The organism is Vreelandella sp. ssv (assembly GCF_059448525.1).
This window is the reverse complement of the sequence record NZ_CM182545.1, coordinates 3175353-3192411: the sequence shown is the minus strand read 5'-3', so window position 1 is coordinate 3192411 and position 17059 is coordinate 3175353. Positions and strand designations below refer to the sequence as shown.

Here is a 17059-nt window from a genome sequence, read left to right as displayed (position 1 = left end):
AAGGCTGACAATAGGGTTCAGATAAACCGGTCATAGCCTGGCGTCAGATCGGTTAATTTATTTACGACTTTAACGCTCAATACCGCTAACAATAAGCGCTGCATTGACGCCACCAAATCCGAATCCGTTGCACAGTACATGCTTAGTGGCGTGCGTCTGAGAAGTCGCCGTGACGAAGGTTAAATCCTGCATATCATCATCGCAGTGCTCAAGATTGATGGTGGGCGGAAGGTGCTGGTTATTGAGTGCCAATACAGAAAAAATACTCTCTATGCCCCCCGCTGCGCCTAACAGGTGGCCTGTAGCCGCTTTCGTGGCCGAAATAGGGATGGCGGGCAAGCGCTCGCCGAACACATTACGCAGCGAGGCAATTTCAGCCCGGTCGCCCACGGGCGTCGATGTGGCGTGGGCATTGATATGATCAATAGCATCAGTGGTAAGGTTCGCCATGCTAAGCGCCGCTTGAATTGCTGCTGCTGCGCCGGACCCATCCTTTGGGCCTGCCGTTAGGTGATAGGCATCCGCGCTGGTGCCATAGCCACTAATTACCGCTAGCGGCGTTGCTCCCCTTGCGACCGCATGGTCAAGCGTTTCGATCACCATAACGCCAGCGCCTTCTCCCATCACAAAACCGTTGCGGGCTTTATCAAAGGGCCTCGAAGCACGCTCAGGGGCGTCTGCCTCCGTGGAAACGGCCTTTAAGGCGTTGAAGCTGGCGAGTGAAAGCGGGTCAATACATGCCTCGGCGCCGCCGACGAGGGCAACGTCGGCTTCTCCACTGCGAATAATGCGCATACCGTCGCCAATTGCCTGCAGGCCTGCCGCGCAAGCCGTTACCGGGCATCCCAGCGGGCCTTGAAAACCATAACGAATGGACAGATTGCCCGCAGCCAAATTGGCTAGAAAGGCAGGCACTGTGAAGGGTGACAGTTTGCGATAGCCGCGCTCAACAAGGGTTTTTTGGGCTTGAGTAATGGTAGGGAAGCCGCCAATGCCAGAGCCAATGATGGTGGCCGTTCTGCGTTTTTGAACCTGCTCAACGGGAAACCAGTTGGCCTGTGACAGTGCCTCTTGGGCTGCAGCCAATGCGTAAAGGCTGAACAAATCCATTTTACGCTGCTCTTTGGGATCGGCTATGCCATCCAGGTCAATACCGCCGGTGGGGTCGTGGTCAATGCTCGGTACTACCCCAGCAATTTTGATCGGGATATTGCTTGTGTCGAAGCGGTCAATGGTGCTGATGCCAGACAGGCCCTTTATCAGTCGATCCCAACTTATATTGACGCTGTTTCCTAACGGGCTGACCATTCCCATACCGGTAATCACAATAGGTGAGTGCATAGTGACTCCTGAGTTTTTGATATGGTCACCCTAGCAATGGGCAATATATGATCAAGATAATATTTAGCTGACGAGGTAGATATGCCTTACCCCAAAAGCCATAAATCGAAAACCAAAGAGCGCATTTTGGCTTCGGCGACAGAGTTATTCAGCCGCAATGGGTTTCAAAAGGTATCGATTGGCCAGATCATGAAGCTAGCCAAGATGACACACGGCGCTTTTTATGCACATTTCGCTTCAAAAGAGGCTCTTTACAATGAGTCGGTCCGACTGACCATTGATAACAGCCGGGCGGCTAGACTGGTAAAAGGCCCACTTTCGTTACAACACCTAACCGAATTAGTCGCCAACTACTGCAATCTCCAAGAGTTGGAAGCTAAGCATAGGCCGGGGCCTGAAGCGGTACTGTTCAATGAAATAGGCAGTGAAAAAGCCGAAATCCGCACCCTGTTTGAAGCGTCATATATGAGTATGAAAAAGATGCTTGAAACGAGGTTGATAGCGCTGAGTAAGTTGAAACAACTCCCCTTTGCCCATGACAGAAAGGCGATTGCGGATAAGTCCCGCGTAATATTGGCCTCTTTGGTAGGGGCCGTCGCCATTGCCAAAAGTTTGCCGGGAGAGGCGGAACGTAAGCAGGTGTTGATGGCAACACAACGCCAGATTTTACTGATGCTCGGGGTCAGCGAAACTGAGGCAGAGCACATGATGCAAGAACATTAATTCGGCCATCTTCAAATGGGGCTTCCGAGATATTGCCAGAGCAGGCGTTGCCTTTTCTTCTCGACGCCGGATAGGCGATTCGGGAGACTGACCAAGACGAAGCGGGTAAAAAACTGGATAATGGGCCGCAATTCGCCTACTGCCCACCACTAGGCACACTCATTGCCCCGGATGCCCGCTCATGGAAATCAAAGTTAACTATCTCGACAACCTCCGTCTGGAGGCTAAGTTCGACGATTTTACGGTTATCTCCGACCAGCCAATTCGCTATAAAGGCGACGGCTCGGCACCAGGGCCGTTTGACTACTTCCTGGCGTCGTCTGCCATGTGCGCAGCCTACTTCGTGAAGGTTTACTGCAACGCCCGGGATATTCCTACCGAAAATATCCGTCTTTCCCAGAACAATATCGTTGACCCGGAAGACCGCTATAAGCAGATATTCAAAATCCAGGTTGAGCTACCGGAAGATATTTCTGAAAAAGATCGCCAGGGCATTCTGCGCTCCATTGACCGCTGCACGGTTAAAAAGGTGGTTCAGACCGGCCCCGATTTTCAGATCGAGACGGTAGAGAACATAGACGAGGATGCCCAGGCGCTATTGATGGGCGCACCAGAAGGCAGCAGCACCTATATCGAAGGTAAAGACCTGCCGCTGGAGCAAACCATCGCCAATATGAGCGCTATCCTGGCTAACCTCGGCATGAAGATCGAGATCGCCTCCTGGCGCAATATCGTGCCTCACGTGTGGTCGCTGCATATTCGCGATGCGGCCTCGCCGATGTGTTTCACCAACGGCAAAGGCGCGACCAAAGAGAGCGCGCTCTGTTCGGCGCTGGGCGAGTTTATTGAACGCTTGAGCTGCAACTTCTTCTATAACGACCAGTTCTTCGGTGAAGAAATTGCCAACAGTGAATTTGTTCACTATCCCAATGAGAAGTGGTTCAAACCGGGGCCGAATGACGAGCTGCCCGCCGAGATTCTTGACGAGCACTGTCTGGCGATCTATAACCCGGAAGGCGAGGTATGCGGCTCGAACCTGATTGATACCAACTCAGGTCGTGAAGACCGTGGCATTGTATCGCTGCCGTTTGTGCGTCAATCCGACGGCGAAACGATCTACTTCCCCTCTAACCTGATCGAAAACCTGTTCCTCAGCAACGGCATGAGCGCGGGTAACACACTGGTAGAAGCCCAGGTGCAGTGCCTGTCGGAAATATTCGAGCGGGCGGTGAAACGTGAAATTCTCGAGCAGGAGCTGACCCTTCCGGATGTGCCACAGGAGGTGCTGGCAAAATACCCCAGCATTGTTGAAGGCATTAACGCTCTGGAAGCCCAGGGGTTCCCAGTGCTGGTCAAAGATGCCTCCATGGGCGGGCAGTTCCCGGTGATGTGCGTCACCTTGATGAACCCTCGCACCGGTGGCGTGTTTGCCTCCTTTGGCGCCCACCCAAGCTTTGAGGTGGCGCTGGAGCGCAGCCTGACCGAGCTGCTGCAAGGCCGCAGTTTCGAAGGGCTGAATGACCTGCCATTGCCGACGTTTAACTCACAAACTGTCTCCGAGCCCAATAACTTTGTTGAGCACTTTATCGACTCGGTGGGCGTGGTTTCCTGGCGCTTCTTTAGCGCCAAGCCCGATTTTGAATTCAGCGAATGGGACTTCTCCGGCAGCAACGATCAAGAGGCCGAGACGCTCTTTGGCATCTTTGAGGAACTGGGCGCCGAAGTGTACATGGCGGTTCACGAAGACCTGGGCGCACCGGTCTGCCGCATTCTGGTGCCGGGCTACTCTGAGGTGTACCCGATTGAAGATCTGATTTGGGATAACACCAATAAGGCGTTGGATTACCGCGAGGATATTCTCAACCTGCATCGCCTCGACGACGATCAGCTCACCGACCTTGTCGAGCGGCTGGAAGAGAGTCAGATGGACGACCATGCCGACATTATTACCCTGATCGGCATTGAGTTTGACGAGAACACCGTGTGGGGCCAGCTAACGATCCTGGAACTGAAGTTGTTGGTCTATCTGGCGCTGCAGCGTCATGAAGAGGCACTGGATTGTGTGCAAATGTTCCTGCAGTACAACGACAACACCGTCGAGCGAGGCCTGTTCTACCAAGCGGTAAATGCAGTGCTGGAAATTGTGCTGGATGATGAGCTGGAACTGCACGATTACTTATACAATTTCCAGCGCATGTTTGGTGAGGAAACCATGGCAGCTGTGGTTGGCTCGGTAAGTGGCGAAGTGCGCTTCCATGGATTAACGCCGACTAACATGCAGTTAGAAGGTCTTGAGCGCCATCAACGTCTGATTGATAGCTACAAGAAGCTCCACGCTGCTCGGGCGTCGAAGGCCGGTCATTAAGCGTTAACCAAGACCAATGACAATTAATCTGCTGGTGCGACGGCACCAGCAGGATGGCTTTGATGACCATGAAACGGTAGTTAAGGGCTTTCTATGAAGCATAGAATTATCTTCGCAATTCTCATGTCGTTTACGCTATCGCTGATTATGTCTGCCTGGGTGACCTATGTGAATATTGGTATGCATGCTGACTTTATTGGCATTTGGATGCATGCATGGCTGTTGGCGTGGCCAGCCGCAGGGATCATCGCGTTTATCAGCGGTCCCTTTATCCATAAGTTAGCCCACCGCATTGCTGAGAAGATCTAACGAGCCATCGGATAGGCGCTTACAAGGAGTTATACCTAGCTTGATACAACACTCAGCGCGGTGACGGTCACTAGTAGCAACTCCATACTTATTTTCTGAATAATGCTCAGTCTTGCCTTTAGAATAGCAACGCCAAATAGGGTGGCCGTGACGGGTTCGACCATGGCCACCATGGAAGCGAGCGCTGGCGTTGGACGTTTTATCCCCGCGATATACAGCACAAAAGACACGCCTATCAGCGTTAGGCCGCTGGTGCTAATGGCATACAGCTTGGTTAACAGCACCACACCCACCATCACTAGCTTGATCAACATACTGATGGCACCTGCTATATTTCACCTTCCGTCCTTGAACAGTAAATCCTAGAAGAAATAGGTGTTTGATCACATTCTCTTTACTGAGTGAGGCTCTTGGTCTGCTTCCTGAAACCTAGCTTTTAACCCCGCAAAAGTAGTCGCTGTAAGCCTTGAGCGAAAGCCTCCTGGCCTAGCGCCGCTTTAGCCAAAGAACCAATAACACACCAAAATGGCGGTGGTGATGCCTGCAGCGTCAGCCACCAAGGCGCAGCCCAAACCATGACGAATACGGGTAATGCCGACGGCGCCAAAATAAACCGCCAGCACATAAAACGTGGTTTCGGTGCTGCCCTGTAGGGTGGCAGCGAGTAGGCCGGGAAAACTATCGACACCAAAGGTATTCATGGTTTCGATCATCATGGCGCGGGAACCACTGCCGGAAAGTGGCTTCACGAAGGCGGTGGGTAGTGCGTCTACAAAGCGGGTATCCCAACCAACCCCTTCGACCAGCCAGCGGATACCGCCTAAACCAGCATCAAGCACGCCACTGGCACGGAGCACGCCGACGGCCACTAGCATGGCAATCAAGTAGGGTAGAAGAGTAATGGTGAAGCTCAGTCCCTCTTTTGCGCCTTCGATAAAGGCGTCATAGACTTTCACTCCGCGCAATGCCGCTACGATTAAAAACATCATGACGATGCTAAATAGCGTCAGGTTGCCGACTAATGTAGAGGCCGCCGCCAGCGCTTGGGCAGACATACCCGCCAGTGTGGTGATCAATAGCCCCAACGCTAGGGCAGCCGCCACTAAATAGGCCAATACAACGGGATGCCAGAGCTTTAATCGCTGCATCACCGCCACCGCCAAAAGCCCGGCCAGGCTAGAGGCGCTGGTTGCGAGCAAGATCGGTAAAAATACCAGTGTGGGGTCGGCAGCCCCCTGCTGGGCGCGATACATGAAAATGGTGACGGGCAGCAGGGTGAGCGACGAAGTATTAAGCACTAGAAACAGGATTTGTGCGTTGCTGGCGGTCTCACTGCTGGGATTAAGACTTTGCAGCGAATGCATCGCTTTGATACCAATCGGCGTGGCGGCGTTATCCAGCCCGAGAATGTTGGCCGCGAAGTTCATGCTGATCAGTCCCATAGCGGGATGGCCGCGAGGTACCTCCGGCATCAATCGGCAGAACAGCGGGTCGAGCACTCGCCCAAGCAGCCGTATCAACCCTGCCTTTTCGGCAATTGAGAGAAACCCCAGCCACAGCGTCATGGTGCCGAGCAGCACCAGAATAATATCGACGCTTACGTCGGCCATGTCGAACAGCGATTGCACTAGGCGGGCAAACACTTCGCTATCCCCACCCACCAACCACTGCCAGAGCGATGCCGCAAAGGCCGCGATAAAAAAGCTTAACCAGATTCCGTTGAGCATGGCGGGAGAGCATCCTGAGCAGTGAAGCGATAGGTAGTTAAACAGACAATGCCGCTTATCCTAACCAATGAATGCCCGCTCTCGCTAACACGACAGGGAAAGAATAGGTTGCGCTGTTTATAGCAGAGCAGACCCTGACTCAGTATTGAGCCACATCCGTCTACACATTAACGCGCTCCTGGTAAGTATTTCGGCTATTTACTTGGTCATTGCATTTCGGCCGGGCGCAACAGCAGGACCGCTAGCGGCGGCAGAGTCAGCTCGACGCTGGCGATTTGCCCATGCAGGGGAGAATCTTGGGCAGTGAGCCCACCCAGGTTGCCCATGTTGGAACCGCCATAGCACTCGGCATCGCTATTGAGTCGCTCTTCCCAATCACCGGCAAGCGGCACGCCCAAGCGATAACCCATACGTGGTATCGGCGTCATATTGGCAACGACCAGCAGTGGTTCACCGTTAGCACTCCAGCGCAGCCAGGCAAAAACGCTATTGGTGTTGTCATTACCCACGACCCAGGTAAACCCGCGGGGTTCACTATCGCATTGGTGCAGGGCGGGTAGCTCGACGTAGCAGCGGTTAAGGTCGCTGAGTAAACGATGGACACCGGCATGACGGGCTTCGGCGAGCAGTGACCAGTCCAGCTCACGGTCATGGCTCCACTCACGCCACTGCCCGAATTCACAGCCCATGAACAGCAGTTTCTTACCGGGTTGCGACCACATAATGGCAAGATAGGCGCGGAGATTGGCGAACTTCTGCCACTCGTCGCCAGGTAGTTTGCCGATCAATGAGCCCTTGCCGTGTACTACCTCGTCGTGGGAGATAGGCAGCACATAGCGCTCGGAGAATGCGTAGACCATCGGAAAGGTCATGTCATGGTGCGAATGAGAGCGGTAAATGGGATCCTTAGCCATATAGGCCAGCGTGTCGTGCATCCAGCCCATGTTCCATTTGTAGGCGAAGCCCAGTCCACCTTCACTGGTCGGGCGGGTAACGCCGGGCCAGGCGGTTGACTCCTCGGCGATCACAATCGCGCCTGGCACTTCATCGTCGATGACGTCATTGAGGTGGCGCAGAAAGTCGATCGCTTCCAGGTTTTCGTGGCCGCCATAGCGGTTGGGAATCCATTCGCCTTCATTACGGGAGTAGTTACGATAGAGCATCGAGGCAACGGCATCGACGCGCAGTGCATCGACATGGAAGTGTCTCAGCCAATGCAACGCCGAAGCGAGCATAAAGCCATGCACTTCGCGACGCCCCAGGTTATAGATATAGGTGTCCCAATCTTGATGGAAACCCTCAAAAGGATGCTCATATTCGTACAGAGCGGTGCCATCAAAGCGTGCCAAGCCATGGGGGTCGGTCGGAAAGTGAGCCGGCACCCAGTCGAGAATCACCCCCAAACCCGCTTGATGGCACTGATCAATAAAGTTAGCAAAATCAGCGGGTTTTCCAAAGCGGGCACTGGGCGCAAATTGGCTCAGCGGCTGATAACCCCAGGATCCGCCGAACGGGTGCTCCATGATTGGCAAGAGCTCGACGTGGGTGAACCCCATTTCCAGTACATAGGGGATCAATTGTTCGGCCAGATCATGCCAGCTGTAGAGTTCGCCGTTATCGCCCCCGTGCTTACGCCAGGAAGCAGCGTGAACTTCATAGATGCTGATTGGACGGGAAGGATCATGGGCCTTTTCCCGCTGGGCGATCCATGCATCGTCATGCCAGATAAAGGGCGTGGTATCGGCCACTACCGACGCGGTAGATGGTGGAGCTTCAGTAGCCAATGCGACGGGGTCGGCCCGGAGGCCAATGCCCCCGTTAGCCTCGATAATCTCATATTTGTATGCTTCTCCCGGGCCCAGGCGCGGTACGAATATCTCCCACACCCCGGCGGCGATACGCAGGCGCATGACGTGTCGCCTGCCGTCCCAACTGTTGAAATTACCCACCACGGATACGCGTTGGGCATTCGGTGCCCAGACCGCAAAGCGCACACCATCAATGCCTTCCACCGCCATAGGCTGGGCACCCAGGCAGTGCCCCAAATGCCGATGATTGCCTTCACCTAGCAGGTAGAGATCCATTTCGCCCAGCAGCAAGCCGAAACTATACGGGTCCTCGGTTAGCTGTTCGCCTTGGGGCCAGCGAATTCGCAGCAGATAGGGAGCCGCATGGGGTAGCCGCGCAGCGAATAAGCCGGGGATTTGCATACCCGTCAGACAACAGCGGACACTGCCACCTTCGCGGTCGAGAACATCAACCCCCACTGCGCCAGGTAGGAATACCCGTAAGAATTGCCCTTTCCCATCGCTGTGAATGCCGAGAATGGCGAAGGGATCGCGATGGGTTCCTTGCGCTAGAGCCCCGGCGTCTTCCTCAGTCAACCACAAGCTGCGATCCAGAAGGGGTCGGGTGTGAATAGCATCATTCATGTGGCTCTCCTGGTCTGAGTTGTTCGATGAGGGCGGCTAGGCCTTGCAATGGCACACCCAGCCATTCTGGGCGATTGGCGGCTTCGTAAGCGATTTCGTAAGCTGTCTTTTCCAGCACAAAAAGATCCACTGCCGCAGCGGCTCCGCTGGCTTGCTTCCACTCGTGGGGCATGTCCATGGTGGCCAGCCAATACGCGTTGAGAAAGGCTTGGCGCCCTTTGAGTAGATACTGATCCACCACCGCGTGGCTGGTCTCGGTGTTCGCAAGGGTGCTTTCATTCTCGCTGGGACGGGCCTCTTCCACCTTGGCATAGGCGTAGTCGAAGGAGCGCAATATGCCAGCCACATCGCGCAACGGGCTATCTTTTGCACGACGCTCTTCCAAGGGCCTGGCCGGTTCGCCTTCGAAATCGATAATGTAGGCATCATCATGGGCTACCAGTACCTGACCAAGATGCAGGTCGCCATGGATGCGGGTGAGCAGGCTGCCTTCGGCGAGCGCCGCCATCATCTTGATAGCGTCCATTAGCGTGGTACGGCTACCCAAAATGATATCGGCGAGCCGCTGTTCGGCTTCGCTGGCAGTGTTCTTGTGTTGCTCGAGCACGTTTAGCGCTTCCTCAACACGCTGCGTCACGCGTTGTGTCCAGTGCTGCACATGGGAGGGACCGGCGACTTCGGGCGAGAATGCTGGGTCGTCGGTGGGCGTCGCCAGCACCATATGCAGCTCGCCCAGTCGACGCCCTAAGGTAGTGGCAAACTTTTCCAACTCCTCGAAGGCGCCATAGCGGACGTCGGCTTTTGGCTCGCTTGCTCGTTCATCGTCCGCCACCGCTTCACGAATGGCACGTTCCAGCTTGTTGCGCGTCCATGACCAGGCATCGCCCTGGTTGTCGATGAAGCCTTGCAGAATCATGAGCGTTTGCGTGGAGCCCTGTTCAAGCCGGGTGACTACGCCGTACAGGGGCACGGTATGCATAAAGCTCCGTTCAGTCAGGTAGCTACCGATCTCCGCTTCGGGATGAATACCTGGCTCCAGACGTCTAAACAGTTTGAGCACTAATTGATGATTGATGATCACCGAGCTATTGGATTGCTCGGCACTCTGCTGCACCACCTCGGGGTGCTCGGGTAGTGTCAATTCGGCGAAGGCAGCGGTTGGCAAGAAATGGATTTCTCCTTTCTCATAAGGCAGCACGGTGCCTAGGCGCATGCCTTCTAATACGGCCAGTGTAAAGGCATCCAGGGTGACCGCATCGGTGAGTAGCCCGACTTCGTGGAAACGACGAACCCTGGCCATGGCGAGCTGTTGCGGTAGCGGATTGCTCTGCTCATCCTCGCCTAGGAAAGCCAGCGGTAACTGATAGCGCTCGCTCCCTTTGTCATGTTTGACCTCCAGTTCGCTAAACAGCAGTGAATGCCCGCTGTGCTCAAGGCTGGCAGTGGCGTGTAAATGGACCTCTTCAATGCGTGCCTGTTTGGCAGCGAACCAGCGCCGCTTGGGCAGGTAGTTGGGCAGCGTCTCGCGTTCGAGTAAACGCCTGGGCGTCTCCTCAAAAATCTCATGAAGGCGCTTTTTGATAATTAGTGTGACGAAATCCGGCATCGGCTCGGGCACCGGCACATGCCACTCCGGCATGGCGGTAGCGGGGGCGAGTAAGAACCAGAAAAAACCGTAGGGCGGAAGCGTCAGTAGGTACGCCAGTTTTCCCACCGGTGGAAAAGCACTTCCGCCGACCATTTCGACAGGCACCTGACCCGCGAACGCGGAAAGATCGAGCTCCACGGCCTGAGCGCTGCTGGCCACGTTGGCCACGCACAGCAGTGTTTCCGTTTCACCGTTATCGAGCGTCATCTCACGCAAATAGGCGAGAATATGCCGGTTGGAGGGGTAGAGTGGCCGCATGGTGCCGCGGCTGAAAGCGCGGTGCTGACTGCGAACTGCCAGTAGCCGTCGCATGTTGCTGAGTAGCGAGTGCGAGTCGCGAATTTGGGCTTCGACATTGACCGTCTGGTAACCGTAGAGCGGGTCCATGATCGGCGGCAGCACCAGCTTTGCCGGGTCGGCTCGGGAAAAGCCGCCGTTGCGATCCACTGACCACTGCATCGGCGTACGCACACCGTCACGGTCGCCGAGATATATATTGTCGCCCATGCCAATTTCGTCGCCGTAATAGAGCACCGGCGTGCCCGGCATGGAGAGCAGCAGGCTATTGAGGAGCTCGATACGCCGCCGGTCGCGCTCCAACAGCGGCGCTAAACGACGGCGAATGCCCAAGTTGATTCTCGCGCGTCGGTCAGCGGCGTAGTGATTCCAAAGGTAGTCACGCTCCTTGTCGGTGACCATTTCCAGGGTCAGTTCATCATGGTTGCGCAGAAAAATTGCCCACTGGCAGGTGGCCGGGATTTCAGGTGTCTGGCGCAGAATATCCGTGATGGGGAAACGGTCTTCCTGGGCTAGGGCCATATACATGCGCGGCATTAAAGGGAAGTGGAACGCCATGTGGCACTCGTCGCCGTCGCCGAAGTAGGGGCGGGTGTCCTCGGGCCACTGATTGGCTTCCGCGAGCAGCATGCGGTCGGGATAACGCTCGTCTATTACAGCGCGGATTTTTTTGAGTACCACATGGGTTTCCGGCAGGTTCTCGTTGTTGGTGCCTTCGCGCTCGACCAGATAGGGAATGGCATCCAGACGCAGACCATCGACTCCCATGTCGAGCCAGTACTCCATAACGCTGATCACCCTGTCGAGCACCACAGGGTTATCGAAGTTGAGATCTGGCTGGTGTGAATAGAAACGGTGCCAGTAATAGGCACCTGCAACCGGATCCCAGGTCCAGTTGGATGATTCAGTGTCGAGAAAGATGATTCGCGTGCCGGGGTACTTTTGATCGGTATCCGACCAGACATAGAAGTCGCGTTCCGGCGACCCTGCAGGCGCCTGTCTGGCGCGCTGGAACCACTCATGCTGGTCGGAGGTGTGGTTGATGACCAGCTCGGTCAATACCCGCAGGCCGCGTCGGTGCGCCTCGGTGATAAAGCGCTGGGCATCCTCAAGCGTGCCGTAATCGGGGCTAACGCTGGTATATTCGGCGATATCGTAGCCATCGTCGCGACGCGGCGAGGGGTAGAACGGTAAAATCCAGATCGTGTTGACACCCAGGCTAACGATGTAATCGAGCTTTTGGATAAGCCCTTCAAAATCGCCGATACCATCGTCGTTGGCATCGAAGAAGGCCTTAACATGGACCTGGTAAATCACGGCATCTTTATACCAGAGTGGGTCGTCGAGGAAATCCATCGCCTCGACGGCGTGTGTTTCGCTGCTGGCATCCATCATTGGCTTACCCTCTCTGTTTTCATCGGTAGATAACAATCCACATCAGCTAGTCGGCTTCCCCGCCACTGCCATTGCTAGTAAACCGGGCGAATACGCCAAATGGCGAACGGCATAACGGCGGGCTCCAAGCGCATCGACTGCCATTTGCCATGCCAAGTCCATTGACGACCACTCATCAGATCCTCGCCATGAAGTGCCGCCTCATCGGGAAGGCCAAAAAGCGCCATGGGCAACGCAAATGCACCCTCCTGAGGCTCGAAGGGGTCAAGATTGACGGCGACTAATATGGCTTCATTGCTTAGCGAAGCGCGTTTGGCGAAGAGGAGTAAGCGGTCGTTGTGTACCACATGAAAGGACAAGCCAAGGTGGCTATGCAGTGCCGGATTCTCGCGCCTGATTCGGTTGAGCTGGGCGATCTCATAGATGATATTGCCGGGGGCGCTATAGTCGCGCAGGCGGAGCTGGTACTTCTCTGAATCGATGTACTCCTCCTTACCGGGCACAGGCGCGCCTTCGCAGAGCTCAAAACCTGAGTACATGCCCCACAATCCTGATCCCATAGTGGCTAGCGCCGCGCGAATCAGGAATCCTGCCCGCCCAGACGATTGCAAAAAGTAGGGATTGATATCCGGTGTATTAACGAAGAAGTTGGGCCGATAGGCGTCGCGCAGGGGCGACTCGTTGAGTTGTGTGAAATATTCGGTTAACTCTGCCTTGGTATTGCGCCAGGTAAAGTAGGTATAGCTCTGCGTGAAACCCAGCTTGCCCAGGCGCAGCATCATGGCCGGGCGGGTAAAGGCTTCGGACAGGAAAATCACTTCGGGGTCACGGCTGCGAATATCGGCGATTAGCCACTCCCAGAAGGGGAGTGGCTTGGTGTGCGGGTTATCAACCCGGAATATCTTCACCCCTTCATCCACCCAGCCTTGCACCACATCACGCAGTTCAAGCCAAAGCGAGGGGATAGCCTCTTTGGCGTAGAAGTCGACGTTGACAATATCCTGATATTTTTTAGGCGGGTTCTCGGCGTAGCGAATCGAGCCGTCGGGCCGCCAGGAAAACCAGCCTGGGTGCTCCTTTAGCCAAGGGTGATCCGGCGAACACTGGATAGCGAAGTCGAGCGCAATCTCTAAACCATGTTCGGCGGCAACATCCACCAGCTCGTGGAAATCCTCGCGGGTGCCGAGTTGCGGGTGGATGGCGTCATGCCCACCCTCGGAGCTGCCGATGGCGTAGGGGCTGCCTGGATCGTTCGGCCCGGCTTTAAGGCTATTATTAGGCCCTTTGCGATACGCCCGACCGACAGGATGGATAGGCGGGAAATAGAGCACGTCAAAGCCCATGTCGCGGATTAACGGTAGCCGCCTGTGGACATCCTTGAACGTGCCGTGGCGATTGGGATCGTCGGTTTCCGAGCGGGGGAATAGTTCGTACCAGCTGGCAAAACGCGCTTTAAGCCGTTCTACCTCGAGCGGATAGAGGGCGTCGCTTCTGGTTAAATGCGGACGAGTATCCGCTTCGTGCATCAATCTAGTCGTTTCATCATCTAATAGCAGCGCGACGCGGTCAGCATCATTTTTTGCCAGCCGACATTGTTCAAGGAGGTCAGCCAGTGATTCGTAAAGCGCTCCCTCGCTACGCTCGGCGGCTTGCGCTACCAGTCGCCTGCCTTCTTCAAGTTCGAGCCCGATGGGAACCCCTGCCTGGTGTTTCTTGGCAAGTTCGTAGTGATAAGTGGCATAAACATCCCACCAGGCTTCAATAATAAAACCATGGCGGCCCACCCGCTGAGGTGTGAAACTTCCTTCCCATATATCCAGCCCCAGAGGGGCGACCTGGCACATGGCAGTGCGCTGTTGCCGCCCCTCATCGTCGTGCCAGCAGATGGCGGCTGCCAGCACATCATGACCGTCGGCGAAGATGGTAGCTTTAACCACCACCGTTTCGTTAACGATGGCTTTGGTCGCAAAGCGTCCCTGGTCCAGGGAGGGGGTGACGGATTCAATGGCAATGCGCGGGGCATAGGTGGCCGCCAGACCATGGCTGGGGTTCTTCTCTTGCGCCGGGAGAGTCCCGGACGTGGGAAAGACAGGTGAACTCATCGCATGTTTCTCCTTGCGGCGTGAATACAACAGCGAAGGTATCCGCGCCGCCCTAGGTAACGGCGCCTTTGGCGTGCTGCACTAGCTCTAGCAGGGCAAGTGAGCGACCTTTCATCACATGTTCCTCACCAAAGGCGCGCTGGAAAGGGACTTCTTCAATGGTTTGGCTAGTGTCGAGGCGGCATAACCATCCGCTACCACTCGGTGCATCCGGTAACTGAAAAGCAACGGCCTCGTGATGCGCATTGAAGATCAGCAATAAAGTGACATCTGCACCTGCACGGCGTATGCCGGAAGGCTGTGCGCGGCCATCGAGTAATAGGCCGAGTGTGCGTGCCTCGGCATCTTCCCAGCGCTCGATATCCATTTCGGCACCATCCGGCGCCAGCCAGGTCACTTCCTTGAGTCCCATTTCCTCGTTGTACTCACCGGAAAGGAAGCGTCCACGCCGCAGGATGGGGTAGCGCAGCCGAAGCGCGATCACCCGTCGCAGGTATTCGATCATAGCGTGGGCGTCACCATCGAGATTCCAGTCCACCCAACTGATCTCATTATCCTGGCAATAGGCGTTATTGTTGCCCTGCTGGGAGCGTAATAGTTCATCGCCCGCTAGCAGCATCGGCGTGCCTTGGGAGAACAGCGTGGTGGCGATGAAGTTACGGATCTGACGTAGCCGTAATGCCTGGATGTCTTCATCGTCAGTAGGGCCTTCGAAACCATGGTTCCACGATAAATTGTGATCATGGCCATCCATATTGTCCTCGCCATTGGCCTCGTTATGCTTATCGTTGTAGGCCACCAGGTCGTAAAGGGAATAGCCGTCATGGGCAGTCACGAAATTGACCGAGGCGAAAGGCCGCCGACCACGACGCTTGAAGAAATCTGCCGACGCCATCAGCCGGGTTGCCAGCTCCGGCAATTGCCCTTCATCTCCCCGCCAGAAAGCGCGCACAGTATCCCGGTACCGATCATTCCACTCTGCCCACCCAGGAGGAAAGCCACCCACCTGATAGCCGCCAGGACCGCAATCCCAAGGTTCGGCAATCAGCTTAACCTGGCTGAGGATAGGGTCTTGTCGGCAGGAGTCGAGAAAGCCGCCACCCTCATCGAAACCATGGTGTTCGCGGCCAAGAATCGTCGCCAGATCGAAGCGGAAGCCGTCGACCCGCATCTCTGTTGCCCAGTAACGTAGCGAGTCGGTGACCATCTGCAACACGCGCTGGTGACTCAGGTTCAGGGTGTTGCCGGTGCCGGTGTCGTCGATGTAGTAACGCGGTTCGTCGGGCATCAGCCGATAGTAGGAGGCATTGTCGATTCCCTTAAACGAGAGGGTGGGGCCTAGTTCGTTGCCTTCAGCGGTGTGGTTGTAGACAACGTCGAGAATCACCTCAAGATCGGCGGCGTGATAGCGCGCCACCAATTCTTTGAACTCATGGATGCTTTCACCCGAGAGATAGCGAGAATGGGGTGCGAAAAAACCTAAGGTGTTGTAGCCCCAATAATTGCGCAGCCCCTGGTCTAAGAGGTGCTGGTCATCGACGAAAGCATGGATCGGCAATAGCTCCACCGATGACACTCCAAGCGAGCGAATATAGTCGATCACATCGTTGACCATCAGCCCTGCAAAGGTGCCGCGTAGCGCTTCAGGGACCGATGGATGGCGCATGGTGTAACCGCGAACATGGGTCTCGTAAAGAATGGTGTGATCCCAAGGCAGCTGTACCCCTCGCGAGCGCCCCCAGGTGAAAGCGGGATCGATCACCTTACAGCGTGGCATGAACGGTGCGCTGTCCCGTTCATCGAAACTCAGATCACCATCGGGATGGTCGATGGTGTAGCCGAATAACGCTTCATCCCACTTCAGTTCGCCGACGATTTGCTTGGCATAGGGGTCGAGCAGCAGCTTGTTAGGGTTGAAGCGATGGCCTTCTTCCGGCGCGTAAGGCCCATGCACGCGGTAACCATAGAGTTGGCCGGGGCGGGCGTCGGGTAGGTAGCCATGCCAGACTTCGTCGGTATATTCGGGCAGTTCGACGCGCGCCAATTCCTGTTCGCCGGTTTCATCAAACAGGCACAGTTCGACTTTGGTTGCATGGGCTGAGAACAGTGCAAAATTAACCCCTAGCCCATCCCAGGTCGCTCCCAGGGGAAACGACCAACCCTCGTGAACGCGTGCCTGCCGCATAACACTGGGGGATTCATCGGTGGCAACGGTGCTGTCGCTGTCCCGCGAGGCGTGGCTTGTATTCATCGCATTCGTCCTGGAGCCATTCGGCCATTCGAGTGTTTAGCTACGGTCAGTCGTCTTGGGGGGATTGATTTTCGATGTCGCTGGTGCTGCCTTTGTCGCTGTCTTGGCGTCTGGCTTTGACGTCTTGGCAGTTTTACGTTGTGTCTGGACGCTGCGGGCCTTCTTGTCAGGCGGCTGCTTCGGAGTCGCCGTGTTGCCCGTTTCGTCGGATGTCTGAGGCGGTTGTTCGCGATCCTGTAACGGCGCTTCCGCTTCTTCTTCCGACTGTTCAGCGGCGACAATCTTCATTGCCCTATCCCAATGGCGCTGTTGTTGTCCCTCTGGACGTCCTTCGGCTTCCCAAATGCTGTAGGCCAGTTGACGTACGCGCTCTTCGTCAGTCATGTCAGCTCTCCCTCTTTAGCAATATCACTGTGTGGCTATCTCTCTGCTTGGTACATAACTCTGCTTGGCACATACCGATGCTTGG

The 17059-nt window shown here is 55.6% G+C and carries 11 protein-coding genes; 3 read left to right on the top strand and 8 right to left on the bottom strand.

Features of this window, described 5'->3' with window-relative positions; translation table 11 throughout:
- Positions 1-69: 69 nt before the first annotated feature.
- Positions 70-1341, bottom strand: a complete 1272-nt coding sequence (fabF, locus tag AC5TBW_RS14490) for a beta-ketoacyl-ACP synthase II (RefSeq protein WP_495509241.1) — start codon at positions 1339-1341, stop codon at positions 70-72.
- An 81-nt stretch (positions 1342-1422) separates the two neighbouring features.
- Between fabF and AC5TBW_RS14485 the strand changes: the two genes are divergently transcribed.
- The 3 genes from AC5TBW_RS14485 to AC5TBW_RS14475 all read left to right on the top strand — a co-directional run bounded on the left by AC5TBW_RS14485 (position 1423) and on the right by AC5TBW_RS14475 (position 4738).
- Positions 1423-2064 (top strand): TetR/AcrR family transcriptional regulator, encoded by a 642-nt coding sequence (locus AC5TBW_RS14485; protein WP_495509240.1) that lies wholly within the window; start codon positions 1423-1425, stop codon positions 2062-2064.
- 181 nt (positions 2065-2245) lie between these two features.
- Entirely contained in the window at positions 2246-4429 is a 2184-nt protein-coding gene (locus tag AC5TBW_RS14480; protein ID WP_495509239.1) for an OsmC domain/YcaO domain-containing protein, read from the top strand.
- 93 nt (positions 4430-4522) lie between these two features.
- Positions 4523-4738, top strand: a complete 216-nt coding sequence (locus AC5TBW_RS14475; RefSeq protein WP_495509238.1) for a DUF2798 domain-containing protein — start codon at positions 4523-4525, stop codon at positions 4736-4738.
- 35 nt (positions 4739-4773) lie between these two features.
- Here the strand turns inward: AC5TBW_RS14475 and AC5TBW_RS14470 are convergent, their stop codons facing one another.
- The 7 genes from AC5TBW_RS14470 to AC5TBW_RS14440 form a co-directional block, all read right to left on the bottom strand.
- Positions 4774-5058 (bottom strand): EamA family transporter, encoded by a 285-nt coding sequence (locus AC5TBW_RS14470; protein WP_495511973.1) that lies wholly within the window; start codon positions 5056-5058, stop codon positions 4774-4776.
- 177 nt (positions 5059-5235) lie between these two features.
- Positions 5236-6465 (bottom strand): nucleoside recognition domain-containing protein, encoded by a 1230-nt coding sequence (locus AC5TBW_RS14465; protein WP_495509237.1) that lies wholly within the window; start codon positions 6463-6465, stop codon positions 5236-5238.
- 206 nt (positions 6466-6671) lie between these two features.
- Positions 6672-8897 carry a 1,4-alpha-glucan branching protein GlgB gene (glgB, locus tag AC5TBW_RS14460; RefSeq protein WP_495509236.1) on the bottom strand — a complete coding sequence of 742 codons (2226 nt, stop codon included), beginning with the start codon at positions 8895-8897 and terminating at the stop codon, positions 6672-6674.
- Positions 8890-12237, bottom strand: coding sequence for a maltose alpha-D-glucosyltransferase (treS, locus tag AC5TBW_RS14455; RefSeq protein WP_495509235.1), 3348 nt, complete (start codon positions 12235-12237; stop codon positions 8890-8892). The genes glgB and treS overlap by 8 nt, the downstream gene beginning before the upstream one ends.
- Positions 12238-12311: 74 nt before the next feature.
- Complete coding sequence (locus AC5TBW_RS14450) at positions 12312-14339, bottom strand: alpha-1,4-glucan--maltose-1-phosphate maltosyltransferase (RefSeq protein WP_495509234.1); 2028 nt, start codon at positions 14337-14339, stop codon at positions 12312-12314.
- Positions 14340-14391: 52 nt separating this feature from the next.
- Positions 14392-16590, bottom strand: a complete 2199-nt coding sequence (gene glgX, locus AC5TBW_RS14445) for a glycogen debranching protein GlgX (protein WP_495509233.1) — start codon at positions 16588-16590, stop codon at positions 14392-14394.
- Between the two features lie 36 nt (positions 16591-16626).
- Positions 16627-16974, bottom strand: coding sequence for a DUF2934 domain-containing protein (locus tag AC5TBW_RS14440; protein ID WP_495509232.1), 348 nt, complete (start codon positions 16972-16974; stop codon positions 16627-16629).
- Positions 16975-17059 lie beyond the last annotated feature (85 nt).

Bases quoted from the DNA above. Each gene is read 5' to 3' on its own strand.
- AC5TBW_RS14465 (WP_495509237.1), bottom strand. From the start codon at position 6,465: ATGCTCAACGGAATCTGGTTAAGCTTTTTTATCGCGGCCTTTGCGGCA.
- treS (WP_495509235.1), bottom strand. From the start codon at position 12,237: ATGATGGATGCCAGCAGCGAAACACACGCCGTCGAGGCGATGGATTTC.
- glgX (WP_495509233.1), bottom strand. From the start codon at position 16,590: ATGAATACAAGCCACGCCTCGCGGGACAGCGACAGCACCGTTGCCACC.
- AC5TBW_RS14475 (WP_495509238.1), top strand. From the start codon at position 4,523: ATGAAGCATAGAATTATCTTCGCAATTCTCATGTCGTTTACGCTATCG.
- AC5TBW_RS14440 (WP_495509232.1), bottom strand. From the start codon at position 16,974: ATGACTGACGAAGAGCGCGTACGTCAACTGGCCTACAGCATTTGGGAA.
- glgB (WP_495509236.1), bottom strand. From the start codon at position 8,897: ATGAATGATGCTATTCACACCCGACCCCTTCTGGATCGCAGCTTGTGG.
- AC5TBW_RS14480 (WP_495509239.1), top strand. From the start codon at position 2,246: ATGGAAATCAAAGTTAACTATCTCGACAACCTCCGTCTGGAGGCTAAG.
- AC5TBW_RS14485 (WP_495509240.1), top strand. From the start codon at position 1,423: ATGCCTTACCCCAAAAGCCATAAATCGAAAACCAAAGAGCGCATTTTG.
- AC5TBW_RS14450 (WP_495509234.1), bottom strand. From the start codon at position 14,339: ATGAGTTCACCTGTCTTTCCCACGTCCGGGACTCTCCCGGCGCAAGAG.
- fabF (WP_495509241.1), bottom strand. From the start codon at position 1,341: ATGCACTCACCTATTGTGATTACCGGTATGGGAATGGTCAGCCCGTTA.